The following is a 26,958-nucleotide window of genomic DNA, read 5'->3' on the forward strand; positions in this document are numbered from 1 at the left end:
TTGCCATCATGTCTGTCACCACTTTCTTTCAAACCGCTTGCGCATGTAAATCGCAATTGCGTTCATGCAAACCAGAAAACCGAGCAAAACCACGATGGCCGCCGAGGTCCGCGAGGTGAAACCGCGCTCCGGGCTGTCGGCCCAGATATAGATCTGGGTCGGCAGGGCGGTCGACGGATTGAACATGCTGTCGGGGGCGGCGGTGATGAATGCGTTCATGCCGATCAACAGCAGGGGCGCCGTTTCACCTAAAGCCTGCGCCAGACCGATGATGGTGCCTGTCAAAATACCGGGCATGGCGAGCGGCAGAACGTGGTGGCCGACCGTCTGCATCTTCGAGGCACCGACCCCGATGGCGGCTTCGCGGATCGAGGGCGGAACAGCCTTCAGCGCGGCGCGCGTGGCGATGATAATGGTGGGCAGCGTCATCAGCGACAGCACAAGGCCGCCGACGATGGGTGCCGAACGGGGCATGCCGAAGAAGTTGAGAAACACGGCAAGGCCCAGAAGACCGAACACGATGGAAGGTACGGCGGCGAGGTTGTTGATATTGACCTCGATCAGGTCCGTCCAGCGGTTCTTCGGCGCAAATTCCTCGAGATAGACCGCCGCCGAAATCCCGACAGGGAAGCTCACAAGGAAGCAGATCAGCAACGCATAGAAAGAGCCGACCAGCGCGCCGCGAAGACCGGCCAATTCAGGGAACCGGCTGTCGGCATTGAAGATCATGCCGGTATTGAGCGGCGTCGTGATGCGGCCCTGCTCGACCAGACGATCATACCAGCCGATCTGGTCGTTGTTGATGCGGCGCTGCTCCGGCGGCAGGTTGCGGTCGATGCCGCCCTTGTGGAGCTGATCGCCTATATCCGACATCGGGAATGTGAAATCCACCGTCTGGCCGATCAGCGAGGGATCGGCCACCACCATGTCGCGCAGCATGTATTGTGCGTTGTTGGTGAAGAGTTGCCGCAGCTCGCGCAGCTCGCGGGGCGTGTCGACTTCCGGGTAGAGCCGCGAAATCGTGTCGGCGAGCATCTTCTGATAGCTGGCCGAACGCGGGTCCGACCGGTCGATGGCCTCGGCAGGCAGTTCCACCTGCAGCGTGACATGGGTCTGCGTGACGGCAGGCAGCGCCGTCATGACGATTGTTCCGACCAGGATTGCCAGCATGCTCAGAGCAAAGACGATGGCGGCGACGCCATACATGCGCAGGCGCTTGTCGGCGGCATAGCGGCGCTTCAGGCTGGCATCCGGTTCGTACCAGATACCGGTCCGGGTTGTGGCGGCGGATTTATCACTCATAGCGTTCCCGATAGCGCTTGACGACCTGCAGCGCGACGACATTGAGCGCGAGGGTCGAGAGGAAGAGGACGAGGCCGAGACCGAAAGCGGCAAGCGTCTTGGGACTGTCGAATTCGGTGTCGCCGATCAGCAGCGTCACAATCTGCACGGTGACCGTGGTGACGCCCTCGAGCGGATTGGCGGTGAGCGTGGCCGTCAGACCCGCGGCCATGACGACGATCATGGTCTCGCCGATGGCGCGGCTGACGGCAAGCAGCACGCCGCCGACAATTCCGGGCAGCGCCGCGGGCAGCAGAACCTGGCGAACGGTCTCCGCCTTGGTTGCACCCAGCGCATAGGCGCCGTCGCGCAGCGACTGCGGGACGGCGGAAATGGCGTCGTCGGAGAATGACGAGATGAAGGGGATGAGCATGATGCCCATGACGCCGCCTGCCGCGAGCGCGCTGTTGGAGGCGACCGACAGGCCCATGGCGACGCCCCATTCCCGGATGAAGGGGGCGACGGTCAGAATGGCGAAGAAGCCGTAGACGATGGTCGGGATGCCGGCGAGGATTTCGAGCAGCGGCTTCACCAGGGATCGGACGGTGCCGTTGGCATATTCGACAAGATAGATCGCCGAGAAGAGGCCGACGGGCAGCGCGACGAACATGGCGATGGCACTGATGAAGATGGTGCCCCAGAAGACCGGGACGGCGCCAAATGCCCCTTCGGCAGCCACCTGGTCGGCGCGCATTGCCGTTTGCGGGCTCCACTCCATACCGAAGAGGAACGAGAGAACCGGCACGCGGGAGAAAAAGGCGAGACTCTCGATCACCAGCGAGAGAATGATGCCGAGTGTCGTGAGGATCGCCAGAATGGAACAGACGATCAGCCCCCAGCGGATGATGCCATCGACGCTGTTGCGGGCTCGGAATTCCGCCGAGAGGCGCGATCCCGCGAAGGCCATGCCGGCGATGGCGGCGGCAAGCGCGCAGACGACCATGGCGAGCGACGCCGTGCCGCGCAGCACATTGTAGCGCGCGGCCGCATCGAGGATCGCCTGGTCGGGTGTGCCGAAAATGCGACCACCGGCAACGCTCTTGATTTCGCTGAGGATGAGCGACATCCGCGAGCCTTCGATGCCGTCGGTGACGTAGGACGGAAGGCCGGCAAGAATGAGACGATCGATAACAGTGCTTTCGGCGGCGATCCAGACCAGCACCAGAAGGAAGGCGGGGATGCCGCAGGAAAGCGCCACGAAGTAGCCGTGATAGGCGGGGATCGAATGCATGCCGATCCCGCTCTTCTTGAGGGCGGCTGCATTGGCGCGGCCCCAGAGATAGCCGATCAGCGAGAGGGTCAGGACGATCGCGAGGAGCGTAGTGGCGGACATCGGGAAATCCTGACGCGAGAAAATAGGCAGCGCGAGAGAGACAGGATCACCCGGCGCCCGCGAGCGCCGGGTGAGGTGTCGTCTTACTTCTTCGGCGCCGGCATGTTGACCGCGTCCTTCACGGCCTTCTGCACGGCGGCGCGGGGGCCGTCGGCAAGCGCGATCAGGCCGCGCTCGATCAGATAGCCACCGGGAGACAGCGCATCGTCGCTGACGAATTCGGCCACGAATTCGTTGAGGCCGGGGATCACACCGCGATGGGCGTTCTTCGTGTAGAAGTAGATCGGACGGGAGATCTTGTAGGAACCGTCGGCGATCGTGTCTTCGTTCGGGGCAATACCGTCGACCTTCACCGGCTGCAGCTTGTCCTGGTTTTCGTACAGGAACGAGTAGCCGAAGATGCCGTAGGCGTTGGAGTCGGATTCGAGACGTTGAACGATCAGGTTGTCGTTTTCGCCGGCTTCGATGAACGGGCCATCGGTACGCATGCGCTGACAGACTTCCTTGTGCGCGTCCTTGTCGAGCGCGACGATCGCCGGGAATTCCTTGCAGCCTTCTTCCATCACGAGTTCGACCCATGCGTCGCGCGTGCCGGAGGTGGGCGGCGGGCCCATGACGACGATGGCGGTGTTGGGGAGCGAGCCGTCAATGTCCGACCACTTCTTGTAGGGGTTGGCGACGATCTTGCCGCCGACTTCGACCTTGTCGGCCAGCGCCTGGAAGAGCTGCTTCTTCGTCAGGTCAAGCTGCACGCCCTTGCGGGACACGGCCATCGAGAGGCCGTCATAACCGATCAGGGCTTCGGTGATGTTCGTCACGCCGTTCGACGTGCAGAGTTCATATTCCGAAAGCTTCATCGCGCGCGAGGCGCCCGTCACATCCGGGTGGCCGGTACCGACGCCACCGCAGAAGATCTTCATGCCGCCGCCGGTACCGGTCGATTCGACCACCGGCGAGGGGCTGCCCGTCTCGTTGGCGAACTGCTCGGCGGCCGCCTGCGAGAAGGGGAACACAGTCGACGAACCGACGACCGAAATCTGGTCGCGGGCATGCGCCACGCCGGCAACCGAAAGAGCGGCGACGGCAACCGTCGCGGCCATCGTCAGGGATTTGAGTTTCACGTTCATTCTCCAGTCTTGTGAATGCCGGGCGCCAAGCAGCCACATTGGCCCCCCTGGCGCGCCCAAGCCGTTCCGGTCTTTTGAAGTGGCTTAACCTTCAGGCCGGCGGACGCTAGCGGGGTGTCACGAAAGCTTTACGACAGTTGCATGACAGTTTTGTGACAGCACCCGGCAGCGCGGCTTTCGTCAGCCCGCGACAGGAAAAAGAACTGTAAAAACAGAGCCTTGGCCGATCTCGCTTTCGATCTGCAGCGTTCCCTGATGGCGATTGACGATGTGTTTGACGATCGCCAGCCCCAGCCCCGTGCCGCCACGGGCGCGCGAGGCAGCGGCGTCAACGCGGTAGAAACGTTCGGTCAAACGCGGCAGATGCTCCTTGGCGATGCCCGGGCCGAAGTCGCGGACCGAGAGCCGGACCATCGGGCGGCCCAGCTTCTCGTCCGGCGTCAGGGAAATCTCGACGCGCTTGCCGGCGCGGCCATAGCGCAGCGCATTGTCGGCGAGGTTCTGGACGACCTGGGCCAGCTCCTCGCGGTCGCCGCGGATGCGCGGCAGGCCGGCCGGGGCTGTCACAATCACCTCGACGCCATATTGCTCCGCCGTCGGGGTCAGGCCGTCGGCGACATCGCTGACCACGCCCAGCAGATCGACCTCGTCGGCGGGCCGCATGTGTTCGCGCAATTCGATGCGCGAGAGCGAGAGCAGGTCTTCGATCAGCCGGCGCATGCGGCCGGCCTGGTCGGCCATGATTTCGAGAAATTTCTCGCGCGCTTCCGGATCGTCCCTGGCGTGACCGCGCAAGGTGTCGATGAAACCCGAAAGCGAGGCCAGTGGCGTTTTCAGCTCGTGGCTGGCGAAGGCGACGAAGTCGGCGCGCATCGCCTCGACGCGCTTGGCGTCCGTCAGGTCGTGCAGCAGAACGAGGTAGAGGGACGGGTCGCCTGCGCCTTCAGCTTCGATAGGTACGACGAAGGCACTGAAATGCCGTTCGACCGGCACCGGCATTTCATATTCGATCGTGCGGGCGACGCCGTCCCGCATCACGCTTTCGATCGCCGCGATCAGCGGCGCGACGCGCAAGGCGGTTGCCACATGCCGGCCAAGCGCGGTCTTGCCGATCAGCGGCTCGGCGGCGCTGTTGCCGAAGACCACGCGGCCGCCGCCATCGAGCACGAAGAGCGCGTCGGGAAGACGGTTCAGAATGGCGAGCGCAGGACCGGCCGCAAACGCCGACGGCGCCCTGTCATCGGCGCGGGACTGAATCCGGATCGGCGCCGTTTCGCCCATGGCAATGGCGCGCGCAACGGCGACGCCCGCCAGCAACAGAAAGGAAACGAAAGCCGCAGTGACATGAAGCGCGCCTGTCAGCGCCAGCATGAGGAAGATGACGGCCGCCGTGACGACAAAGGATCGCGTGCCGGTCCAGCGCGCCCAGAAGTCGCGCAGCCAGACCCTGCCCTGCCGCCGTCTCGATCCGTCGTTCGCCGCCGCCATTCGCTCTCTTCAGGCTCCGAAGTCCCAGCTCATGCCTTCGTGGTAGCACTTCAATACACTTTTCGCGATGACGATGCGATGAACCTCGTCGGGCCCGTCGGCGAGCCGCAACGTGCGGGCGCCCTGATACATCCCGGCCAGCGGCGTGTCGCCGGAGACGCCGAGCGCGCCATGCACCTGGATCGCGCGATCGACGACGCGCTCGAAGGCGGCCGGCACGAAGACCTTGATCGCCGAGATGTCGACGCGAGCGCTCGACCCTTCCTCCATGCGATGGGCGCAGTGAATGGTCATCAGGCGGGCGGCCTGGATGTCCATGTAGCTGTCGGCGATGAAACCCTGGATGAATTGTTTGGTTTCGAGCTTGCCGCCATGGACCTCGCGGCTGATGGCGCGCTTGCACATCAGGTCGAAGGCGCGCCACATCTGGCCGATCGAATTCATGCAGTGGAAGACGCGGCCTTCGCCGAGACGATCCTGCGCCGCCTGATGGCCGGAGCCGGTGCGGCCGAGCTGGTTTTCGAGCGGTACACGGACATTCTCGTATTTGATTTCGCAATGATCGCCGCCGGTGTGCCCCCAGACCGGGACCGAGCGGATGATGTTCACGCCGGGCGTTGTCATCGGCACGATGATCTGGGTCATCTTGTCCTTGACGCCGCCCTTGCCGTCGGCCTGTTCGGTGCGGCACATGACGATGGCGATGTCGGCGCGGCGACCGTTGGAGGTGAACCATTTGTGGCCGTTGATCACCCAGTGATCGCCGTCCTTCACGGCACGGGTCTGGATCGCATAAGGATCGGAGCCCGGCTGGTCGGGCTCGGTCATCGAGAAGCAGCTTTCGATGTCGCCGGCGACCAGCGGCTCGAGCCATTTCTTCTTCTGTTCGGGCGTGCCGTATTTCAGCAAGATTTTCTGGTTGCCGGAATTGGGCGCGACGACGCCGAAGAGCCGCGCCGAGAAAGGCGACCAGGCCATGATCTCGTTCATATAGGCGTGCTTCAGAAAGCCGATGCCCATGCCGCCGTAATCTTCCGGCAGATGCGGCGCCCAGAGGCCCTCATCCTTGACTTTGCTTTTGATCTTCGTGCGGACGGCTTCGGCTTCGTCGCCGCCCTTGTAGAGGATCGGCTCGGCCGGGATGATGTCGCCGGTGACGATCGCAGCCGTGCGAAGCCTGATCTCGTTGATACCGTCGTCGAGACCGGAAATGGGCTGTACCTGCATGATCGTTCCCCCTCATTGGCGATTTCGTTTGCGCCAGCATAGAGGGGCCGGCGGGGCGCGGTCCAACGCGATGCGAAAAGGCGCGCGAAGCTCCGTGACATTTCCATGAATTGTCATAGTTTAGGGCCGGTTCAGTGGTTCAGACGAGGCAGGGGCGGATGACGGCGATCGACGGCAAACTGGCGGTGGTGACGGGTGCGGCGAGCGGCATCGGACGGGGGACGGCGCTGGCGCTGGCCAGGCGCGGGGCGCGGCTGGCGATCACCGATCTCGACCGGGCGGGGCTTGCCGAAACGGCGGCGCGGATCGAGGCGCTGGGGGGGACGGTGACGACCTATCTGGTCGATGTCGCCGACCGCGACGCGGTCTATGCCTTTGCGCAGGAGATCGAGGCTTCGCATGGCGGCGCCGACATCGTGATCAACAATGCGGGCGTCGCGCAGATCGCGCGGGTCGACGAGCTCGGCTATGACGATTTCGAATGGGTGATGAATATCGATTTCTGGGGCATGGTCTATGGCAGCAAGGCCTTCCTGCCGCAGCTGCAGGCGAAGGGCGAAGGTCACATCGTCAATGTGTCGAGCATTTTCGGCTTGGTCGCGGTGCCGACACAGGCCGCCTACAACTCGGCCAAGTTCGCCATTCGCGGCTTCACCGAAGCGCTGCGGCACGAGATGAAGGGGACGAACATCCAGATCTCCTGCGTGCATCCGGGCGGCATCAAGACCAATATCGTCCGTAATGCCCGTTTTCTGCAGAGCACGCAGGCCACCCTGCGCGAGGACGCGGCATCGGGCTTCGACAAGATCGCGCGGACGACGCCGGAACGCGCCGGCGAGGTGATCGTCGAGGGCATTGCGAAGAACAGACCGCGCATCCTGATCGGCTTCGATGCCAAGCTGGTCGACTGGCTGCAACGGTTGATGCCGGCTTCCTATGGCAAGATCATGTTCCGGCGCGAGGGCAGCGTGTTGACCGGACAGGCGGAGACGAAATAGCGCGACGCAAGATCGCCGCAAGGCGATCACTGGCGAGGGGGAGGCATCGGTTGAGCGAGACGACAGCAAGCGACGGCGCGGCGCGCATGACGGTGCGGCGCATGGGCTTTGCCTATCCGGCCGCGATGAGCGGACACTGGAACGCGCGGCGTCCGGAATTTTCGCAGATCGTCAATGCGGCGTCGCTGGCGATGCCCTATCTCGAACCTTACCTGATCAAGACGATGCGCGAAGCGCGGCCGCAAATCCGCGACGCGGCGCTGCTGGCGGCGCTCGACGATTATGTGGCGCAGGAGGCGATGCATTTCCGCCAGCACCGGAAGTTCAACGAGGAATTGAAGGCGCGCGGCTACACCTCGATCGAAAAGATTGAAGCGGTGCTTGCATCGGATTACCGCAAGCTCGGCGAGACGCGCTCGCTGGCGTTCAACCTCGCCTATGCCGAGGGCTTTGAATCGATGGCGCTGGCGATCGGGCGGATGCTGATCGAGGACCGCGAATTCCTGTTCGGCGGCAGCGAGAGCGGCGTTGCCTCGCTGATCCTGTGGCACTTCGTCGAGGAGATCGAACACAAGAATGTCGCTTACGACGTGTTCGAGCATCTGGCCGGAAATTATTTCCGCCGCGTGCACGGGCTTCTCTATGCGACGGTGCATATCATGTGGCGGACGCGCGGCGGCTATCAGGCGCTGCTGAAGGAAGACGGGCTGTGGCGCGATCCGCGTTCGCGCCTCGCGCTGGCATTGCTCCTGATACGGATTTTCGCGCAGCTGACACCGAAGATGCTGCGCATTCTGATGCCCTTCTACAATCCGCGCCAGGTGAAGGATCCCGCCTGGGCGCTTTCCTGGGCGCGTCTCTTCAAAGCCGACAATGACGGCGCCGGGCGGCTCGACACCGCCCGTCTCGATGCGCCCGAACCCGTTGCCCTTTCCACCGGAGAAACAAAATGAGCCTAGAGTCATCGGAAACCGCCGGCGCAAGCAACATGGCGGCGCGGATGCGCGCGCTGCTTTTTTTCAACGGCGTCGGTTTGTTCGTGCTGGCGATCATCATCGGCTGGATCTGGTTCGTCGCGCTGCTCGGCCGCGTCGTGTTGTGGCCGCTGCCGATCGACATTCCGGTTTCGATTCCCGATGACGGACGCGCCTGGCGCATGGCGCATATGGAAGGGATCACGCAAGGACTGATGCTGATGGCGCTCGGTCTCGGCGGATCGTTCATGCGGCTGACGCTGAAACAGTTCCGCTGGTTCTTCTGGTCGGCGCTGGTGACGGCGTGGCTGTTCACGATCCCGCCGATCTTCAACGCGTTGTTCGGCACGCGCGGACTGGCGTTTGGCGGCGGACCGTTCAAGGGTGGGCTGGCGAATGACGTGATTTACCTGTTCGGCTGGCCGCCGGTGATCGCGGTGCATATCATGCTGGGGCTGGCGGTGCTGGGCGTGTGGCGGCATCTCCAGGCCGAAAAATGATCGTCCGGATGCGGAGGATCGGGCGGTTTTTGCCCGATTGTGACAGCGTTATTTTCCCGTTATGACCCCCTCTGTCACAAAACTGTCATAAAACTGTCACAAACGGGTTTATCCCCGGGGCAAAGCACCACTTATCCCCGGGTAAAAGGGCGCTTTATCCCCGGATGCGGCGGGCCATGGCAGGATTCGCTATTTTTTGTTTTGCGCGGGCCGCGCACGGATTTGAAGACGGCAAGGACATGGAATCATGACGGATCGTTCGGAGACCTCGCAGCTGATCGGGCCCGCCTCGCGGGTCTATTTTTCGCAGCGGCTGCGGCTTCACTATGTCGACTGGGGCAATGAGGAGGCGGCGCCGCTGCTGATGATCCATGGCGGGCGCGACCATTGCCGCAACTGGGACTGGACGGCGCAGGCGTTGCGCGACCGCTTTCACATCGTCGCGCCCGATTTGCGCGGCCATGGCGACAGCCAGTGGATGGTCGGCAGCGGCTACGAGATGAACGATTATGTCTATGACATCGCGCAGCTGATCCATCAAAAGGACCTGGCGCCGCTGACCATCATCGCGCATTCGATGGGCGGCGCGATCGCGCTGCGCTATGCGGGGCTCTACCCCGAGAACGTCAAGAAGCTGATCGTCATCGAGGGGCTGGGGCCGTCGCCCAAGATGCTCAGCGAGCGGAAGGCCATTTCGGCCGACCAGCGCATCCGCAACTGGATCGACGAGGTGCGCAAGCTGTCGTCGCGGCTGCCGCGGCGCTACGAGAGCGTCGAGGAGGCCTACAAGCGGATGCAGGGCGAGAACCCGCATCTGTCGCCCGAGCGGGCGCGGCACCTCACCGTGCACGGCGTCAACCAGAACGAGGACGGCACTTACAGTTGGAAGTTCGACAACTACGTGCGCGCCTTTTCGCCGGCGGGCTTCGACGAGGAGACATCGCGTTTGCTCTGGGAACGGATCACCTGCCCGACGCTGTTGATCCGCGGCACCGAAAGCTGGGCGAGCGACCCGCTGGCCGACGGGCGGGCCCAGCATTTCAAGACGGCCAAGGTGGTGGCGGTCGAGGGCGCCGGGCACTGGGTGCAGCATGACAAGCTCGATGAGTTTCTGCGGCTGACCGAGGATTTTCTCGCCGAGTGAGAGAAGGTTTTTGCACGCGAAGGCGCGAAGACGCGAAGAAGAAGAAGGTAAGGACTCACGCAGAGGCGCAGAGACGCAGAGAAGAGAAGGGAAGAATTGTTGGCGCTTCGCACCGAAGAGTCCTTGTGGTGAGTGCAAAAAAAGAAAGCCGTCATTGCGAGGGTGAGGGGTGGCTCGCGGGGCGCGAGCGAAAAGGTCCGGTGGACCTTTTCGAACCCCGAACGCCCGTAGCGAAGCAAAGGGCCAAAGCGACGAAGCAACCCAGTCTTTCGCTTGCCGCTTTCCGGGTTGCTCTCGCCTTGGCGAAGCCGGAGCTTCGCTACGGCGCAGCCAGGTCGCTACGCTCGCAATGACGAATTGGGGGGCGGCGGATAGAACACCGACGGAGGGTTTGATGGTCGCAGCTGGAGAAGCGGGACCTAAACCCCTACGACGCGCTTCCACAAGGGTCTGTCGTCGCGGCGGCGGCAGATGAAAGCGGTGGCGTTCAACGGCCCCGGTTCGTGGGCCTCGATCAGCGTCCAACCTGCGGCCTCGACGATCGAAATCAGGAAGTCCGGATTGTACGTGCTCATGTGGCCCGGCTTCGTTTCGTCTCCCTCCCGATAATCCCTGGTGGCCGGATCGAGGAATGCGGTGAAATACATTTTTCCGCCCGGCCTGACCGCTTCATAGAGCATGCGAAACACGAGATCGGCTTCGTCGGGCTGCTGGTGCGTGATCACGGAAAACATCGACGCAATGTCGAAGTTGCGGTGGCCAAGGTCGACGATGTAGCCAGGCGACGGCCATTCGCCTTTCGGGTTGTAGCCTTTGTTGCGCATGTTGATGCGGTGGAAGGCCATTCTCTCGGCAACAAGATTTTCTCTGCACCACGTGATGGCTTTGTCATTCTGATCGATGCCGAGATACAGGCCGACCGGCAGGTTCAGATTCCAGATGGTCTGGCCGAAGCGCGACCCACACCCGAAATCCAGTATGCGCAGGCCATCGAAGGTTTTGTAGCCACAGCGGCGGATCATGGTGTCGAGAAGGACATATCCCGTCACTTCGACAGGCAGCGCCGCCACCTTCGCCGAATTATGATTGTAAGGGCTCGCTTGATAGACCCAGCGGGGGCTTTTCTGAACAGTGAGCTCGCCATACTTCATTTTGCCCAGGTGCCTCCCTAGGTTGTTTTCGAGTCGGGAGTATAGCCGTGATTTCAGCAAACGATAGGGGACTTTATCTCGTCAGTCAGCGACGCTGCTCATTCGGGGCACCGAAAGCTGGGCGAGCGACCCGCTGGCCGACGGGCGGGCGCAGCATTTCAAGACGGCGAAAGTGGTGGCGGTCGAGGGCGCCGGGCACTGGGTGCAGCATGACAAGCTCGATGAGTTCTTGCGGCTGACCGAGGATTTTCTCGCCGAGTGAGAGAAGGTTTTTGCACGCGGAGGCGCGGAGGCGCGGAGAAGGAAGAAGGAAGGATTGTTCACGCGAAGACGCGAAGACGCGAAGAAGAAAGAAGGGGTTCACGCAGAGGCGCAGAGACGCAGAGAAGAGAAGAGAAGAATTATTGGCGCTTCGCGCCGAAGAGTCCTTGTGGTGAGTGCAAAAGAAAGCCGTCATTGCGGGGAGCGTCAGCGACGAAGCAACCCAGCGCTGAGCTTGCGGCTTTCTGGGTTGCTTCGCTGCGCTCGCAATGACGGCTATCTTTTGTTGCCTCCCCCTCATCGTCATGACCCGGACAAGCCGGGTCATCCACGTCTTTCTTGTCCGTCGCAAAGACGTGGATGGCCCGCATAAAGCGGGCCATGACGAATTTGGGGGAGGCTCGTCTCTATCTTCGCGGCTTCGCGGCTTCGCGTGAACAATCTTTCTCTTCTCCGCGCCTCCGCGTCTCCGCGTGCCAATTTCTTCCTTCGCCGCTTGTGGCGACGTGGATTGGGTCCCGGGAATAAATCCCGGGATGACATTTGTTTTTTGATCTTTGGGCGGAGAATATCGCGCGCGCCCTTCCCCCTCCCCAAAATTCGCTGTGCGAATTTTGACCCTCCCTCAGGGGGAGGGTGGGAAGAGACATGCGCGCTCAGGGTTTTGTGGTTTCTTTCAGCGCAGCGAGCGTTTCGGGCGAGACGGGGGCCTGGAGGGCGCCGGCGATTTCGTCGAAGAGGTTGGCGATGAAGAAGGCGCGGCCTTCGGCGTCGGTCGTCGCGTCGCCGCGGCGCGTCCAGATCGACAGCGAGGTCAGCGCCATTTCGAGCATGAAGCGCTGGCGCTGCACGGCGATTTCGGGCGGCAGGTCGCCCAGCAGCGCGACGATCAGCGCGTTGGCGCGGGTAATGCCTTCATAGCCGCTGCGCACGGCGATGGAGGGCAGGTCGAAATCCGGATCGTTGAGGACCTGGGCGGCGAAGCGGACGAAGCGGACGCCGTCGTCGGTGTCGAGCAATTCGGTGAGGGGCTCGAAGGTCGCCCGGAGAATGGCGTGCAGATCGCGCTCCTGACCGGCCGCCATCAAGGCGTCGATCCGTTCGACGCGGCGGGCGTCGATCACCTTGACGCGCTGGCCGAGAATGGCGTCGATCAGGCGCTGCTTCGAGCCGAAGTGATAATGCAGCGCCGATTCATTGCGCTGGCCGGCGGCGGCGTTGATTTCCTTCAGGGTGACGCCATGCAGGCCGCGCTCGCCGAAAAGCCTTTCGGCGGCCACCATCAGGCGCAGGCGCGTGTCGCCGCGCTTGCCCGGCTTCGCGTCGGTTTCGGTCTCGCTCATGGGGACAGGGTAATGGGCCGCATTAGGGGGAGCAAGGGGGATGGCTATATGTGAGGCGCGCCCCTGAAATTCCGGCGCCGCGCTCCACCCGTTCGGGCGGGTCGTCATCTGCCGTTCCGGCGCAATCTCCTCATCTTTGCCGAGATATGACGACGGAGCCGGCCATGGCGCAGTTCGATCTGAAGCTGGAACATGTTTTCTCCTACAACGCGACTCTGACGCCGCCGGAACTGATCGGCCCGGTCCCCGACAATATTCGCGCGAATTTCTACGTCACGGGGGGCGATGTGTGGACACCGGACGGCACGAGGATCGGCAAGGTGAAAGGGGTTGGCGGCGACTGGCTGACCGTTCGCCGGGACAACAAGGGACAGCTCGATGTCCGCGCGACCGTGGAAACTTTCGACGGCGCCTTGCTCTATGTCGCCTATAGCGGCTTTGTCGACCTCGGCGAGGGCGGCTATGAAAATCTTCTGACGGGCAAACTTCCCGCGACGGCGCAAGTGCGCGCGGCGCCGCAAATCTGCACGTCCAGCCCCTCCTATGCGTGGGTCAATGGCTGCCAGTTCGTGAATATCGGCGAAGTTTCATTCGAGAAGAATTCGATTACCTACGATACCTACGTCATCCGCTAGAGCGACGGGAACGTTGGCCTGCGCCCGCCCGCGCCGGTGGCAGGCCAGCAGAAAAATCCGGGTGCCTGCAGGGGGCGGTTCAACCGAAGGGCCACGGGCCGCGCCGCCTTTCGGGCAGGCCCAGCCATTCGCGCACCGTATCCTCGGCGGGGCGCGTTTCCTCCCAGAGCGGCACGGCGCCTTCGATGTGCTCGCGGGCGGTGGGCGAGAAGACCGAGGCGATGAAGGCGAGGCCCAGGACCGTGACCAGGATCGTCAGCAGCGGCCGGAAGGCGCGCATGATCATTTCGCGTGTTTCCCCATGTGTTTTCTCTCGCGCGGCTGCCGATTGCCGGATGGTGGTGGGGTGAGTGTCGTCTATCGGGTGGTGGTGGGCTAGTGGGAGTGTCACCCTTGTGATCTGGTCAGCAGAACCTACCCGCGCCCGTGTGGGGCGCTGCGAATCAATTCGATGGCAATGCCGATCCGCGAGAGCCGCGCTGCGCAATAACCAGGTGAAGTCAATGGGTTACAGGAATCGCTTGCGCAGATTCCTCTTTATGATTCAATTACTTAGTAATTATCAGGCGGCCGTAGCGGGAAGATGGCAGAACAATGAACGCGTTAAGCCCTGCTCAAATGTACGGACCGAATGACGCTGCTACGATAGTTCGTGCTGCTCAAGACGGATCGCGCGTAGCCGGACTGACGCATAACTTCTATCGTTACCCTGCACGCTTCTCACCCATTTTTGTCCGCTCAGTGATCGAGGCTTACACTAAGCCGGGCGACTGGGTGATCGATCCGTTCTCTGGCGGTGGAACAACGCTGGTCGAAGCGGTGGCTCTAGGCCGCAATGCCTTGGGGATTGATATAAGTTCGCTAGCCAGCTTCGTCAGCGAGGCCAAGACCTTACAGCTCAGTGACGCCGATTTTAGTGCGTTTGGACGTTGGCGTATGCGGCTGCCCGACGCAATTAATATGCACGCGCCCGGTTGGCGTTTCGATTCATATGCCGATGCAGGATATTATCGCAATCTTGAAGGGGTGGAGTTTTGGCGACTCCGCAAAGCGATAGAGCAATGCATAGCGTCCGTTGAGCGAGTCCGCTGCAACGGCGCCCATATTCTGGCGCGTTGCGTTGTGCTCAAAACTGCGCAGTGGGCGCTAGACTCCCGCAAGACCAGACCCTCTGTGGCCCAATTTAAAGCTGAATTGATAAAGCAGGCAAAGGTGATGTTTGAAGGAGCGCTCGAGCTAAGGGAAACGATTCAATCGCTCAACCTCCCTATGGCGCCTCGGGCAATCTCAATCAATCGCACAACTGCGGGAGCAGAGACCGAGGCATCAGTTCAAGACGTATGTCCGCCAAAACTTATTTTGACGTCGCCCCCATATCCAGGCATCCACGTTCTGTACCATCGCTGGCAAGTTGACGGCAGAAAAGAAGCCCCCGCGCCCTTTTGGATCGCAGGTAAACTCGATGGAGCAGGCCTATCGCATTATACGATGGGTGACCGAAAGAACCCCGGTCTAAACTCGTACTTCAAGAACTTGGAGGCCTCATTTCGATCCATTGCCCGAATGGCGGGCCCCAAAACGATGATTGTCCAAATGGTTGCTTTTTCTGAGGCAGATAGGCAACTGCCTCGCTACCTGCAGGTGATGCAGGAATGCGGCTTAGAGGAAGAGGTCAACTGGGGCATAGATGATGGAGACGGACGTCTTTGGCGCGATGTCCCCAATCGAAAGTGGCACGCTCACCAGAAGTCTCACGCGCCGGGCGCACGTGAAGTTGTTCTGTTACACCGGAAAGCCTCGGCCTAGGCGGTCTCCTCCAATCCCTCGACAACGTCTTCGGAGTCGAGATCGCTGGAGCCGAGCGAAATCAGTGCAGGCACGAACGGCGCCATGGCGCGGCAGGTACGCTCCACACGATCCTCGATAGTTTCGATCGGCACATCATCATCGATCCGCTCGGACCTTTTTGTCCGCTTTTCTTCTAGGAGAAGCGATAGCCCGATAAGCACGTTCGCATACAAGAACTGCTCGCGCAGGAGACTGGTGCTCTCCTTCGACAGCCGTTTGTTTTTGGCCTCGCTCTCGAGCGGTAGGTTGTCCATGTTGACCTTGAATTGATAGAACTCCGAAGTCTCGTCGTCGGAATATCCAAGCGATTCAATCTTCATGGCCGTGAATTCATCAAAGCGCTCAGCTTCCCATTCATCGCGGTACACACGCTTGATACTGGGCGATTCCAGTTCGGTGGGGCGCTCACGTTCTGCGCCATCCTTATTTTTTGGCGGTTTCCGCTCACCGCCGCCACCCCCTGTCTTTTCAGCCGTCGGTTTGACCCGAACTTTGATGCGATTTTCGAAGAGACGATGCGCGTCATGGGTGCGTGCGATGAATTCAAACTCATCATCGACACTGGCACCATTTGGCAGATCGACCATGACTACGGCTATGCCCTTCTTCAATGTCGGACCATTCGGGCTGGCCTTATACTCCGCCCCGTCATTGCCCTTCCATGTCAGATCGAATGCCCCGCGCTCTGCTGCTCGCGTGAAGTAGTCGTTGCGTGCGTCTGTTTCGAAAGTGAGCCGCATCCGGTTGTTGATCGGACATGACCGGCTCAAAACTTTGCCGTACTCGATACCTTTGCTCTTGAAGAAGGTTGGATAGACCTCCCCCTTGAAGTCCTCTTCTGTTTCGCTGCCCGTGGGGACGGTATTAAAGGGGGCAGATATGCGCTGGCCGAGCTTCAGGAGCGTCGTCAGATTGGGCGAGCTCTTTATTAGAGACTGCAAAACATCGGTGAGCGGCCGATCATCTTGGAGACGCTCATTCATCCGTTCTTGCTGGCGCTTGTTGCGTAGTTCTTTGAGCTCGTGGCAGTCCCGGATCGCCTTTTCGAGCGAATCCACCAAGGCCTGCTTGAATTCATTGTCTGCAAGCCGGTCCCGGCTTGGCATGAACAAATCTTCTCGTGTGACACTGCTAAGTTCATCACACTCGACAAAGACAAGAAGGTCATCAGCCAACGGCTTCATTTTGACCGCCTCGCGTCGAAAAAAGTCCTTGGGAAGACTGCCTTGGGTCTGTCCATTGCGCAGGAAAACAATGCCTTCGCGTTTGCGATAGCCGCGCACGCCGCCAAGCTTCTTGGCCTGCGCCCCATTATCCTCCTCATCACTTTCCTTCGTCGATCCTTCCGCCACGAAGGCAAAGACATTGGCAATCAGCTTTTCACCTGTGGGTTGGAAGGGGATGCGCACCGGAAAACCGATCTCGACGTTATCGCTATCTTTGATCCGGCGGAGCAAGCCAGAGACAGTTGTGCGGCGGCTACCGACATCCAGGTACTGACCAACCTTGTTGGTGCGGTATTCATAGAAGCGAACGGGAAGCGCAATTTCGGGAAGCAGCAGATCAAGACGGCTCAGGAGGCTCTTGCCACGCAAGATATTCGAGCGTTCGCCCAGAAAGTTGTACTCATACATCTTGATGGCTGTGCCATAGGGTGCTTCGCGTCCATATGGACCATCGTCGTCCGGGTAAATCGGAAATGTCTCAGACGGGAAGGACAGAACGTTGCCGTGGCGATCCTCACAGTCCGATCCAACGCCGAGGGGCGCGAGGTAGGTATAGACAGAGTTTTTGGGCGTCCCTTGCGCGCCGGACGGGAACTCGCGACGGACAACGGTAAAGCTCCACTCGCGATCGCGGGGGCAGGCGCTCTCATCCAGAAAAGCCGGGTTGCGCTTCGAGATGACCAACTGAAGGTTATTCTTGCCGCAGAAGCGCAGCGCTCCTGTCCCGCCCTGATTGAACTGTCCCTGAACGAAGGGGATATATTGCTTGTTGCTCTTGCTAAGCGAGAGGATCGTATCAGGCAGTCGGTCCGGACTTTGACCTTCGCCACAATCCGCAATCGTGATGTTGAGCTGCTCAGGCCTTGTTCCGGTTGCACACAACGTGATGCCGTCGGCGATTTCACGGGTTTTTTGAATACCCCAATCTTCCACAAGTCCGCCGGTAGCTAACTTGTCTCCCTTACCACCTTCAAAGAACTGAGCAACTGCATTCCTAATCGTCCGAGGTGCATCAGAACTGGAAGGATCGATGCCGTGCAATTTGCACTCATTAATCAGCCTGGCGTCGACAGAGTTTACGATTTTCTCGGCTAGGGCCGCTTCCGCTAAACTTTGTTGGTTTCCACTTTGTCCCCAATTATTTTCAACATCGCCATAGTAGCGCCAAAGCTCTGGCCGATCCCAATACCCGCGCGCCTTGAGAAGTTCGACAACCGTTTCTTCACTGTCAGCCCTAAGCAAAGCTAGGCATAAGCTTTGATTATCTCCCCTCTTCATACTCCCCTCCCAAATTAGAGCTTAAAATCAACGCCGTCAGAACGCTTCGTGCTCTTCATTCGTAACTTCAATGCTTCGATTTCATCGGTGAGTACCTTGACGATTTTCCTGACGTCTTCGTCATCGTATTCGTAGGCGCTCCGGTTGCCGAGCTTGCCAATCACACGAACGGCCTTAATGGCATTCACGGTTCGCCTCTCAGCAAGCTCCACGAATTTCTGGCGCTTAGAAGTCGAAGATTTTTTGTATTTTTCTCTGGTCATTTTCAGAACTTGTTCTGACATAGTTTTTCTCCAATATTCCAGTCTTATAAAAATTTGACGGCTTGAATAACCAGAGTCAAGGACTTTGATAAATTTACAAACAATTCCCTGAGTAATATTTTGGATTTTTATAGATAGAATGTTGAAATTGCTTCTTTTTTTCATAGCAAGTTTTTTCGTTTTTCTAATTTTTCCACGAAGAATCGTGCAAATTTTTCCCTTTTTGGCCAATCCATTGAAGAATTTACGCGATACTTTGGTCGTATTCGCGGCCAATCACATAACGCTACTCGGCCTAGATTTTACTTTCCTAATCGTCAGTCGATTCACACCCGGTGCAACCTCAATGCATTCGTGATCATCGAGACCGGCGACAGCGACACCGCCGTCGCTGCGAAGATGAGGCTGAACAAGAGACCAAAGGCTGGGTGGTGGAGCCGGCAAAGACGACGTTGGGATGCGTTGCGAGAAATGTGATGCCAGCTCACATCGCAGCAGCCCATGGTTCCCGGCTTTCGCCGGGATGACACCCTTGTTTTGAGCAAGAGTGGAACCACGCCTGACGAATTGTGCGAATGCCGCTGATCGCGATGACAGACCGGCGAGAGCGCCAAGCCGCCATTCCCGCCCCATTTTCCCCTTCCTGCATCACCCCCCCACCTGCCCCCTCGCCGCCATTTTCTGCCATTATGGTGGCCGACAGGCTTGAAAAACGGCGGCGGGCGGCGGCGCGGCGGGCGGATGGTGGAGTTTGCGAACATGACGGGCAGGCGCGGCGGCACGGCGGAGACGGGATGCGGGTGAGGCGCGGCACGGGCACGCGGCTGTCGCCGATTTCGTTCGGGGCCTGGAAAAGCCCGGCGGGGTTTTTCGCTTGCTGTCGGATGTTGCGGGTTCGGGCCGGCGGTTTCCTCGGCAGACATAGAGGGGCCCTGCGTCGGCACCGCGCCGGGGCAGCGGCAATCTCGGCAACCAGCATCGAGGTGGATTGGGTCCCGCCTGCGCGGCCGAAGCCGCTTCGGCGCGGCGAAGGCCCGGCAACGAGTGCCGGGATGACACTGAATATTTGGAAAGGGAACGGGCTCAAGGACCCCTCCCCAAACGATCTGCGATCGTTTGACTGCCCGGCCCTGCGCTTGCGCTCCGGGCGTTCGCGGCTCGAAAAAGTCCACCGGACTTTTTCGTTCACTGACGTGAACCGCCTCTCACCCCTCAAGGGGAGGGTGGGAAGAATTGCGGCTGCCTTGATGACACTGAGTGGTTGGCGGAGGAACGGGCTCAAGGACCCCTCCCCAAAATTCGCGATGCGAATTTTGACCCTCCCACAGGGGGAGGGTGGAAGAAGAATTGCGGCGGTGTTCGCGCTGGCGTTTTTTGCGCTCTTTGCTTTTGCGGCGCCGGATTTTGTGCGTGCCGAGGAGGCGGCCGAAGCGGCCGCCGAAGCCGAGGCGTCGGCCGAAGCGGCGGACGACGCGGCATCGGAGGCAGCGGCGGAAGCGGCCGAGGCGGAGACGGCGGCGGCGCGGGCGGCGGCGGACGAAGCGGCGACGCCGCGGGTCTGGGAGCGGGCGCAAGGGGCGCTTTCCTTCACGACGCGGGTGGCGGGGCGGCGCATCCCCGACCAGTTGCGCGAAATGCTGGAAGAGGCGCGCGCGCTGGGCGTCGACGATGCCGATGGCGTGCCGCCGCCTTCGACGCTGGCGCAGTTGCGGCGCCGCGCGCAGGAAGACAGTTTGCGGCTGGTCGAGGTGCTGCGCTCGGAGGCCTATTATAATGGCCGCGTGACGCCGATGGTGCGCGAGGCGTCGGGCGGGCGTTTCGAGGTGATCTACCAGGTGGTGCTGGCCGAGCGGGCGATGATCCGCAGCTTCCGCATCGTCTATCCCGATCTGGCCGATAGCGAAGTGGCCGCCCATGCGCTGCCGCAGGACGGGGCGGCGCTGGGGCTTCAGCCCGAGCGCGCGGCGCGGGCCGAGCGCATTGTCGATCTCACCAACGAGGCGGTGACGCATCTCCACAATCACGGCTATCCGCAAGCCGCACTCGACAACCGGCGGGTGGTGGTCGATCTCTCGTCGAGCATGGCCGATGTGACGCTGACGATTGCGGCCGGGCCGCGGCTGCTGTTCGGGCCGCTGCTGGTGCGCAACGAAGGCGGGCGCACGCGCGAAGATTATGTGACCGGGCTTGCGACGCTGACGCCGGGCAAGGTTTACGACCGGCGCGAGGTCGATGCGACGACGGCGGCGCTGCGCGGCAGCGGCTTGTTCGAGACGGTGTCGGTGACGACGGGCGCCGTCGACGCCGAGGGCCACGCGGTGCAGGAGATCGAGCTTGCCGAACGCAAGCCGCGCACGGTGCGGCTCGGTGCGGCGTGGTCGTCGAGCGAGGGGGCGGGCGTGCGCGGCAGCTGGGAACATCGCAATCTTTTCGGCGCGGCCGAAAAGCTGGTGCTGGGGCTTTCGATCGCCGAGATCGAACAGAAGGGCACGGCCGAGTTCCGCAAGCCGCGCTTCCTGCGCCCCGACCAGGCGCTGCTCATCAGCGCCGAGATTGCCAATGCGCAGAGCGATGCCTATGACGAATATCGGCTCCGAACCGGCGCCTCGCTGGAACGGGTGTTCGGGCCGCGGCTCAGCGGCAGCGCCGGTGTCGGCTTCGAGGTGACGCAGACCGAAGACGCGACCGGGCGCACCGACTATCAATTGTTCAGCGTGCCGGCGGTGCTGCGCTATGACAGCGCCGACGATATTTTCGATCCGAGCGAGGGCATCCGCGCGACGGTGGCGGCGACGCCCTATTTCGGCAGCGCCGACGGCGCGGCGACGACGTTCCTGCGGCTCGAGGGCAGCGGCGCCACCTATTTCGCCGTCGCCGACAGGCTGACACTGGCGGTGCGCGGGCGCTACGGCATGCTGGCCGCCGACGACACCACCGATGTGCCGGGCTCGACGCGGTTTTATGCCGGCGGCGGCGGCTCGGTGCGCGGCTATGGCTACCAGATGGCCGGGCCGCTCAGCGCCACCGGCACGCCGCTGGGCGGACGTTCGGTGATCGAGGCCGGGGCGGAAGCGCGCTACCGCGTCAGCGAGACGATCGGCGTCGTCGCTTTCGTCGATGCCGGGCAGGCCTATCGCGAGCTGACGCCGCGTTTCGACGGCAGCCTGTTGTGGGGGGCGGGGCTCGGGCTTCGCTATTACACGCCGATCGGTCCGATCCGTTTCGACGTGGCGGTGCCCTTGGACCGGCGGCGGGGCGTCGACGACGCGTTCCAGATCTATGCCTCGATCGGACAGGCTTTCTGATGGAAGGGGTTTATCAGGTTGCCAAAAACGCAGTGTCATCCCGGCGATCCCGGCCTTTGCCGGGACAGGCGCCGGAATCCGTCGGCAGCCGCAGCAAACGGCGCGGCGAAGGGAAGAAGAAGGGTTCACGCGGAGACGCGGAGGCGCGGAGAAGGGAAGGAATAGTTCACGCGAAGACGCGAAGACGCGAAGAAGGAAGAAGTAGAGGATTGGCGCTTCGCGCCGAAGGCGCAATAAATTTTCTCTATCTCCGTGGCTCCGCGTCGGAGCCTGTCCTCGGGATCGCCAAAGGCGATACCCGTGGGCGTGCAAAATCTTCGCCTTGCCGGACCCCCGTGGATACCGGTGTTCCTGGCCTTCGCCGGGACAAGCGCCGGGATCCATCGGCAGCCGCAGCAAACGGCGAGGCGAAGGGAAGAAGGGTTCACGCGGAGACGCGGAGGCGCGGAGAAGAGAGCAAGCAGGAAAATTTCAAGCAGAGACGCAGGGAATGTTTCCTGGCGCTTCGCGCCGAAGGCGCAATAAATTTTCTCTATCTCCGCGACTCCGCGCCTCCGCGTGCAAAATCTTCACCTTGCCATGGACCGCCCATGGCAAGGCAACGGGCCCAGGGGTTACATGCGGTAGCCCCGCTGACGGAAGGGAGATGATGGCAGACGCAGCGAAAAATCCGGCGACGATCTGGCTGCGGCGCGGGCTGGCCGTGGTGCTGGCGGCGGGTGGGCTGGTGTTGGCCCTGATCGCGCTGGGGCTGGCGCTGCTCAACATCGCGCCGGTGCGCGAGGCGCTGCTGGGCGCGGCGCTGAAGGCGGCGCGCAGCGGCACGACGACAATCGAGATCGGCGGGCTCGACGGCGTGTGGCCGGGGGCGCTGCGGCTCAGTGACCTCAGCATCGGCGACGAAGAAGGTGTGTGGCTGCGGCTCGCTTCGGCCGAACTCGACTGGCGGCCGCTGGCGCTGTGGCATGGCGAGTTGCACATCACGCGGCTCGATCTGGCCGGGCTCGATCTGATGCGCCTGCCGGATGCGGTGGAGGCGCAAGCCGGCAACGAAGAGTTCGAGCTGCCGGAATTGCCGTCGCTGCCTTTCGCGCTGCGGCTCGAACGTTTCAACGCCCGCGAGATGCAGCTCGGCGCGGCGGTGGCGGGCGAGGCGATCGACTTTACGGCGCAGGGCCATGCGCTGCTGACGCGGCGCGAAGACGATGTCGCGCTTTCGGTGGCGCGGGCCGATGGCGGCGGCGACCATGCCGAGCTGCGCTATCGTTTTCATGCCGGGCCGGAACGGGGACTGCTGAAGCTCAGCCTCGAAGAAGGCAGCGCGGCGCGGCCAAGCGCGGTGGCGCGCCTTATCGGGCTTGACGGCGTGGCGCGGCTGGCGGTCGAGATCGACGGGCAGAGCCTTGCCGGGCTGATGACCGGCGCGGCCAGGATCGATGCCGGGCGGGCACTAGTGCTCGAGGCCAACGCGCATGGGGCGCTGGGCGAGCGGGCCAATCTGACCTTCCGGCTCAATGCCGAAGGCGATCTGGTGGCGCGGGAACTGGATTTCCTCCCCGAGGCGCGGGCGGTCGCGGCCAGCGGGCGGCTGACGCAGGTGGCGGCTGACCGCTACCGGATCGAGAATGCCGCTTTCGCCGCCGGCGGCTTGTCGGTGACCGGCGAAGCGACCGCAACGCGGCGGGCCGGGCATTACGATGTCGAAGCGGCGGGGATGGCGGACGGCGTCGAGGTCTTGTTCGCGCAACCCGCCAATGCGGCGCCCGGGCCGCTTGGCTGGCGCCTCAACGGCGATGTCGATGCGGCGCTGAGCCTGGCGACGATCCGTGAAGCAGTGCTGAGCGGGCTCGGCGGCGAGGCGCGCTTTGCCGGCGAGGCGCGGATCGAACTTGCCAGCGGCGCGGTGCGGGCCGAGGGCGATGTGGCGGCGGCGTTTGCCGATCTCGAGCCGCTCGGGCAATTGCTCGGCCAGACGCTGCGCGGCGAAGGCGAGGCAACGCTGTCGGGGTTCACCTATGCCGAGGGCAAGGGCAGCGGCGCGCTGGCGCTGCGCAGCGGGCCCGTCGGCACCGATGACGAAAGCCTCGACCGGCTGCTGGCGCAAGGAATGACGGCGCAGGCGGGCTTGCGCTTCGACGATCGCGGCGGCTGGTCGGTTGCCGCGCTGACGGCAGTGGCCGGCGGCGCCCGGCTCGACGGCGCGCTGACGGTGACGGCGGCAGGCGCGCGCGAAGGAACGGCGTCGCTCAAGATCGAGGAGATCGCCGCGCTGCTTGCCGGCGACGACACGCGCGGGGCGCTGACAGCGCAAGCGAGCCTTGGCGGCGCGCCCGGCGCGGCGCGGCTGACGCTCAAGGCCGAACTCAGCGGCGGTGCGGCGGCCGGGATCGACATTGCCACGGCGACGCTCGAGGCCGATCTCGTCGAAGGCGGCAGCGGCCCGGCGCTGCTGGTGCTGACGGGCGCAGACGGGCGGGCGCGCGTCGCCACGCAAGTGACCTTGCCCACCGAAGGCGGGGCGCATTTCGAGGCGATCGAGGCGCAGCTTTTCGGGGCGCCGCTTTCGGGCGCGGTGCGGCTGTCGCCCGACTGGATCGCCTCGGGCGAAATTTCCGGGCGGCGGGTGGCGCTGGCGCCGCTCGGGCGGCTGGCCGGGATCGCGCTCGAGGGCCGCGGCGAGATCGCGCTGACGCTCAATGACCGGGCCGGCCGGCAGGACGCGCAAGCGACGCTCAGCGCCAGGCGGATCGATATCGATATCGGCGCGACGCTGGGGACCGGCGCCTCGGCGGGCGAGATGCTGTCGCTCGACCAGGTCGAGATCGCGGCGGCGCTGAGCGATCTTCATGGTGCGGCGATGCTCGATGCGCGGCTCGCGGCCGGCGGCGGCGCCTCCGGCAATACCAATTTCAGCGCCATCGCCGCCGGCGCGCAAGGGCCGCTCGACAATCTCGAACTGACCGCACAGCTCGACGGCGAGCGGCTGTCGCTGCGGGCCGAGACGGTGTCGCTCGATATCGGCGGCCGGTGGCAGGGCGACGCGCTCTCCTTCGAGACGCTGTCGCTGACGCTGGGCGACACCTCGATGGCGCTGGCCGCCCCGCTGCGGATCGCGCTGCCGGCGGGCGGGCTCGATGTGGCCGGACTGGCGCTCGCCTTTGCCGGCCCGGAAGGCGCCGGGACGCTCGCGGCGACGATGCGGTTGCGGCCGCGCGCCGTGCAACTGACGCTCGATGCCGAACGCATGCCGCTGGCGCTGCTGACGCCGCTGCTGCCGGTCGATGCGACCGGCGGGACGATGAGCGGCCGCGTCAGGCTCGACACGGCGCGCGAAGAGGGCGAAGTGGCGCTCCGCTTCGACGCTGTGCAACTGACCGATGCCGAACTCGATCAGCGGCCGGCCTTCGATGCGACGCTGGAGGGGCGCTGGGCGCAGCGGCGGCTGACCGCGGCGGCGCGGGCGCGTGGCGTTTCCGAAGAACCCTTCGTGCTCAATGCGTCGCTGCCGCTGGTGCGCGATCCGGGCGGTGCCTGGCCGGCGCTGCCGGCGCGCGGCGCGGTCAGCGGCGATCTCGGCTGGCGCGGGCCGATGGAGTCGCTGATGGCGCTGGTCGACCTGCCGGGGCAGCGGCTTGCCGGCGACACCGAAATCGCCCTGCAGGCGAGCGGCGATGTGTCGGCGCCGGTGTTTTCCGGCCATGCGCATCTCCGCGGCGGCCGTTTCGAGAATTTCGCCACCGGCACGGCGCTGCGCGATCTCGATATCCGTCTCGATGGCGCGCGCAGCGAGGTGTTGCGCTTCGCGCTCAGCGGGCGCGACGGCGACAGCGGCCGGCTGACATCCGAGGGCACGATTTCGCTGGCCGCCGACCGGGCGGATGCGATCCGTGTGCAGACGAAGTTTGCCAATCTGCAGGTGGCGCGGCGGCAGGACCTGACGCTGTCGGTCAGCGGCGATCTCGCCCTGACCGGCGCGGCGCTGCCACCGACCAAGGAAGCGCCGCTGAAACTGACCGGGGCGCTGACGACCACCGATGCGCTTTTCATCATTCCCGAACGCCTGCCCTTCAATGTGCCGCATATCGCCGTCATCGAGGTCAACGGGCCGGACGAGGCGGCCGAGGCCGGGCCGGGCCAGGAAGAGGTGCCGTTTCCCTCCGAACTCGATCTGGCGCTGACCATCGGCGCGCCGCCGGCGCAACTGGCCGGGCGCGGCGTCAATGCCTTGTGGACGGGCGATCTGAAGGTGACCGGCACGGCCGACGATCCGCGCGTCAACGGCACGCTGCGCAGCCTGCGCGGCACGCTCGAATTCGCCGGCAAGACCTTCACGCTGTCGCGCGGGGTGGTGACGTTCCGCGGCGAGGTGCCGCCCGACCCGGCGCTCGACATCGCGCTCGACTACAGCCGCGGCGCTTTCAAGGCGACGATCGGCATTGGCGGGCGCAGTTCGATGCCGACGATCACGCTGACATCGCAACCGACCATGCCGCAGGATGAAATCATTGCGCGGATCCTGTTCGAAAAAGGCGTCGGCGAATTGTCGGCGATGGAGGCGGCGCAGCTTGCCAATACGGCCGCCCAGCTTTCCGGCGCCGGCGGCATTGGCGGTTTCGGCCTGCTCGGCCAGATGCAGCGCGCGCTCGGGCTCGATGTGCTGCGCGTCGACCAGGGTGCCTCGGGGGGCACGACGGTGGCAGCCGGGAAATATCTGCGCGAGGGGTTTTATGTCGGCGTCGAGCAGGGGGCGCTGGCCAGCGATTCATCGGTGAAGATCGAGATCGACCTCACCGACAATATCAGCGTCGACACCAAGGTCGGGCAGGACGCCTCGAGCGGCGCCGGCATCAACTGGAAATGGGACTATTGAGACAGCTCAGTAACGCGAGCCGCCGGTGATGCCCCGGGTCGTCGTCGCGCCGCTGGTGAAGTCGTTGATCTTGTCGAGCTGCTCGCGGTTGCGGATCTTCTCTTCGCGCTGCCGGCGCTCATAATCCTCGGCATACATTTCCGCGTCGTGCAGATCCGGCGTGTCGTAATCCGAATCGTAGTCCGAGCGGTAATTGACCGGCGGCGAATCGACCGGATCGGACAATTCGTAACGGATGTCGCCATTTCCGGCAGGCGCCTCCTCGGCCGCGGCCGGGAGCATGGCCAGCGGGCCGAAGGCTATCAGCGCCGCGAGCGCCGCCGCGGCAGGCCATTTGATCCTTGGCCAGGGAGAGGCTTTTCCGTTCATCCGACACCATTCCTTCTGCAACGCCACCGTCCCGCAGCGGACCGTTCCGAAGCGGAACCATACAGGAAAGCCGCACGCTCCGACACAGCCGGATTTGAACCGGAACGGCCGGAAGGTTAACGGCGGCGCGGCGCCGGTCGCCCATGCAGACGAAATTTCGACGCTGCCGCCGCTGACCCCCGGGCGGACGATCTGCCGCACCCGGCCGGACGGTGCCGGACACTCTGTCGCGGCGCCTGCGGCTCAAAAATAGGTACATTTTGTCTAGGGGTATTAC

At 63.1% G+C, this 26,958-nt stretch carries 19 protein-coding genes; 8 read left to right on the forward strand and 11 right to left on the reverse strand.

The features are described from left to right. Nucleotides 1-15: 15 nt before the first annotated feature. The 5 genes from pstA to Q7V31_RS08935 form a co-directional block, all read right to left on the reverse strand. Complete coding sequence (gene pstA, locus Q7V31_RS08915; protein ID WP_304733717.1) at nt 16-1,302, reverse strand: phosphate ABC transporter permease PstA; 1,287 nt, start codon at nt 1,300-1,302, stop codon at nt 16-18. Then, nucleotides 1,295-2,674: a phosphate ABC transporter permease subunit PstC gene (gene pstC, locus Q7V31_RS08920; RefSeq protein WP_304733718.1), complete on the reverse strand. Its 1,380-nt coding sequence runs from the start codon at nt 2,672-2,674 to the stop codon at nt 1,295-1,297. The genes pstA and pstC overlap by 8 nt, the downstream gene beginning before the upstream one ends. Nucleotides 2,675-2,757: 83 nt before the next feature. After that, a complete protein-coding gene (locus Q7V31_RS08925; protein ID WP_304733719.1) occupies nt 2,758-3,801 on the reverse strand; it encodes a substrate-binding domain-containing protein in 1,044 nt (347 codons plus the stop codon). A 180-nt stretch (nt 3,802-3,981) separates the two neighbouring features. Continuing rightward, nucleotides 3,982-5,289 (reverse strand): ATP-binding protein, encoded by a 1,308-nt coding sequence (locus tag Q7V31_RS08930; protein WP_304733720.1) that lies wholly within the window; start codon nt 5,287-5,289, stop codon nt 3,982-3,984. A 9-nt stretch (nt 5,290-5,298) separates the two neighbouring features. Beyond that, complete coding sequence (locus tag Q7V31_RS08935) at nt 5,299-6,516, reverse strand: acyl-CoA dehydrogenase family protein (RefSeq protein WP_304733721.1); 1,218 nt, start codon at nt 6,514-6,516, stop codon at nt 5,299-5,301. A 158-nt stretch (nt 6,517-6,674) separates the two neighbouring features. Here Q7V31_RS08935 and Q7V31_RS08940 point away from each other — a divergent pair, with 158 nt between their 5' ends. From Q7V31_RS08940 to Q7V31_RS08955, 4 genes are all read left to right on the forward strand, one after another. After that, nucleotides 6,675-7,514 carry an SDR family oxidoreductase gene (locus Q7V31_RS08940; RefSeq protein ID WP_304733722.1) on the forward strand — a complete coding sequence of 280 codons (840 nt, stop codon included), beginning with the start codon at nt 6,675-6,677 and terminating at the stop codon, nt 7,512-7,514. A 50-nt stretch (nt 7,515-7,564) separates the two neighbouring features. After that, nucleotides 7,565-8,467: a metal-dependent hydrolase gene (locus Q7V31_RS08945; protein WP_304733723.1), complete on the forward strand. Its 903-nt coding sequence runs from the start codon at nt 7,565-7,567 to the stop codon at nt 8,465-8,467. Then, entirely contained in the window at nt 8,464-8,988 is a 525-nt protein-coding gene (locus tag Q7V31_RS08950) for a hypothetical protein (protein ID WP_304733724.1), read from the forward strand. The genes Q7V31_RS08945 and Q7V31_RS08950 overlap by 4 nt, the downstream gene beginning before the upstream one ends. A 247-nt stretch (nt 8,989-9,235) precedes the next feature. After that, the gene (locus tag Q7V31_RS08955; RefSeq protein ID WP_304733725.1) at nt 9,236-10,132 is read left to right on the forward strand and encodes an alpha/beta fold hydrolase; all 897 of its coding nucleotides are present in this window, start codon (nt 9,236-9,238) and stop codon (nt 10,130-10,132) included. Nucleotides 10,133-10,551: 419 nt separating this feature from the next. Here Q7V31_RS08955 and Q7V31_RS08960 read toward each other — a convergent pair whose 3' ends face one another. Both Q7V31_RS08960 and Q7V31_RS08965 read right to left on the reverse strand, forming a co-directional pair. Next, on the reverse strand, nt 10,552-11,283 hold the full coding sequence (locus tag Q7V31_RS08960) for a methyltransferase domain-containing protein (RefSeq protein ID WP_304733726.1): 732 nt from the start codon (nt 11,281-11,283) through the stop codon (nt 10,552-10,554). A gap of 917 nt (nt 11,284-12,200) precedes the next feature. Then, the gene (locus Q7V31_RS08965) at nt 12,201-12,887 is read right to left on the reverse strand and encodes a TetR/AcrR family transcriptional regulator (protein ID WP_304733727.1); all 687 of its coding nucleotides are present in this window, start codon (nt 12,885-12,887) and stop codon (nt 12,201-12,203) included. A 164-nt stretch (nt 12,888-13,051) separates the two neighbouring features. Between Q7V31_RS08965 and Q7V31_RS08970 the strand changes: the two genes are divergently transcribed. Next, the gene (locus tag Q7V31_RS08970) at nt 13,052-13,522 is read left to right on the forward strand and encodes a DUF3237 domain-containing protein (RefSeq protein ID WP_304733728.1); all 471 of its coding nucleotides are present in this window, start codon (nt 13,052-13,054) and stop codon (nt 13,520-13,522) included. Between the two features lie 79 nt (nt 13,523-13,601). On the opposite strand, the gene Q7V31_RS08975 is transcribed toward Q7V31_RS08970, so the two are convergent. After that, nucleotides 13,602-13,808: a hypothetical protein gene (locus Q7V31_RS08975; protein WP_304733729.1), complete on the reverse strand. Its 207-nt coding sequence runs from the start codon at nt 13,806-13,808 to the stop codon at nt 13,602-13,604. Nucleotides 13,809-14,116: 308 nt separating this feature from the next. Between Q7V31_RS08975 and Q7V31_RS08980 the strand changes: the two genes are divergently transcribed. Next, on the forward strand, nt 14,117-15,328 hold the full coding sequence (locus Q7V31_RS08980; RefSeq protein ID WP_304733730.1) for a DNA methyltransferase: 1,212 nt from the start codon (nt 14,117-14,119) through the stop codon (nt 15,326-15,328). Here Q7V31_RS08980 and Q7V31_RS08985 read toward each other — a convergent pair. Both Q7V31_RS08985 and Q7V31_RS08990 read right to left on the reverse strand, forming a co-directional pair. Then, complete coding sequence (locus tag Q7V31_RS08985; protein WP_304733731.1) at nt 15,325-17,874, reverse strand: hypothetical protein; 2,550 nt, start codon at nt 17,872-17,874, stop codon at nt 15,325-15,327. The genes Q7V31_RS08980 and Q7V31_RS08985 overlap by 4 nt on opposite strands. A gap of 14 nt (nt 17,875-17,888) precedes the next feature. After that, nucleotides 17,889-18,413, reverse strand: a complete 525-nt coding sequence (locus Q7V31_RS08990; protein WP_304733732.1) for a hypothetical protein — start codon at nt 18,411-18,413, stop codon at nt 17,889-17,891. Between the two features lie 1,079 nt (nt 18,414-19,492). On the opposite strand from Q7V31_RS08990, the gene Q7V31_RS08995 reads away from it, so the two are divergent. Together Q7V31_RS08995 and Q7V31_RS09000 are read left to right on the forward strand one after the other, a co-directional pair. After that, nucleotides 19,493-21,442, forward strand: coding sequence for an autotransporter assembly complex family protein (locus Q7V31_RS08995; RefSeq protein ID WP_304733733.1), 1,950 nt, complete (start codon nt 19,493-19,495; stop codon nt 21,440-21,442). Between the two features lie 649 nt (nt 21,443-22,091). Further along, nucleotides 22,092-26,312 (forward strand): translocation/assembly module TamB domain-containing protein, encoded by a 4,221-nt coding sequence (locus Q7V31_RS09000; RefSeq protein WP_304733734.1) that lies wholly within the window; start codon nt 22,092-22,094, stop codon nt 26,310-26,312. A gap of 6 nt (nt 26,313-26,318) precedes the next feature. On the opposite strand, the gene Q7V31_RS09005 is transcribed toward Q7V31_RS09000, so the two are convergent. Further along, nucleotides 26,319-26,882 carry a hypothetical protein gene (locus Q7V31_RS09005; RefSeq protein ID WP_304733735.1) on the reverse strand — a complete coding sequence of 188 codons (564 nt, stop codon included), beginning with the start codon at nt 26,880-26,882 and terminating at the stop codon, nt 26,319-26,321. Between the last annotated feature and the right edge of the window lie 76 nt (nt 26,883-26,958).

Origin of the sequence: Parvibaculum sp., assembly GCF_030651915.1 — a bacterium.
In the GTDB taxonomy this organism is placed as follows: Bacteria; Pseudomonadota; Alphaproteobacteria; order Parvibaculales; family Parvibaculaceae; genus Parvibaculum.

What these genes read in the sequence shown, in the direction of transcription:
- Q7V31_RS08925 (WP_304733719.1), bottom strand. Translation starts at nt 3,801, where the DNA reads ATGAACGTGAAACTCAAATCCCTGACGATGGCCGCGACGGTTGCCGTC.
- Q7V31_RS08970 (WP_304733728.1), top strand. Translation starts at nt 13,052, where the DNA reads ATGGCGCAGTTCGATCTGAAGCTGGAACATGTTTTCTCCTACAACGCG.
- Q7V31_RS08985 (WP_304733731.1), bottom strand. Translation starts at nt 17,874, where the DNA reads ATGAAGAGGGGAGATAATCAAAGCTTATGCCTAGCTTTGCTTAGGGCT.
- Q7V31_RS08955 (WP_304733725.1), top strand. Translation starts at nt 9,236, where the DNA reads ATGACGGATCGTTCGGAGACCTCGCAGCTGATCGGGCCCGCCTCGCGG.
- Q7V31_RS08935 (WP_304733721.1), bottom strand. Translation starts at nt 6,516, where the DNA reads ATGCAGGTACAGCCCATTTCCGGTCTCGACGACGGTATCAACGAGATC.
- Q7V31_RS08950 (WP_304733724.1), top strand. Translation starts at nt 8,464, where the DNA reads ATGAGCCTAGAGTCATCGGAAACCGCCGGCGCAAGCAACATGGCGGCG.
- Q7V31_RS08965 (WP_304733727.1), bottom strand. Translation starts at nt 12,887, where the DNA reads ATGAGCGAGACCGAAACCGACGCGAAGCCGGGCAAGCGCGGCGACACG.
- Q7V31_RS09000 (WP_304733734.1), top strand. Translation starts at nt 22,092, where the DNA reads ATGGCAGACGCAGCGAAAAATCCGGCGACGATCTGGCTGCGGCGCGGG.
- pstC (WP_304733718.1), bottom strand. Translation starts at nt 2,674, where the DNA reads ATGTCCGCCACTACGCTCCTCGCGATCGTCCTGACCCTCTCGCTGATC.
- Q7V31_RS08975 (WP_304733729.1), bottom strand. Translation starts at nt 13,808, where the DNA reads ATGATCATGCGCGCCTTCCGGCCGCTGCTGACGATCCTGGTCACGGTC.
- Q7V31_RS08960 (WP_304733726.1), bottom strand. Translation starts at nt 11,283, where the DNA reads ATGAAGTATGGCGAGCTCACTGTTCAGAAAAGCCCCCGCTGGGTCTAT.
- Q7V31_RS08980 (WP_304733730.1), top strand. Translation starts at nt 14,117, where the DNA reads ATGAACGCGTTAAGCCCTGCTCAAATGTACGGACCGAATGACGCTGCT.
- Q7V31_RS08940 (WP_304733722.1), top strand. Translation starts at nt 6,675, where the DNA reads ATGACGGCGATCGACGGCAAACTGGCGGTGGTGACGGGTGCGGCGAGC.
- pstA (WP_304733717.1), bottom strand. Translation starts at nt 1,302, where the DNA reads ATGAGTGATAAATCCGCCGCCACAACCCGGACCGGTATCTGGTACGAA.
- Q7V31_RS08930 (WP_304733720.1), bottom strand. Translation starts at nt 5,289, where the DNA reads ATGGCGGCGGCGAACGACGGATCGAGACGGCGGCAGGGCAGGGTCTGG.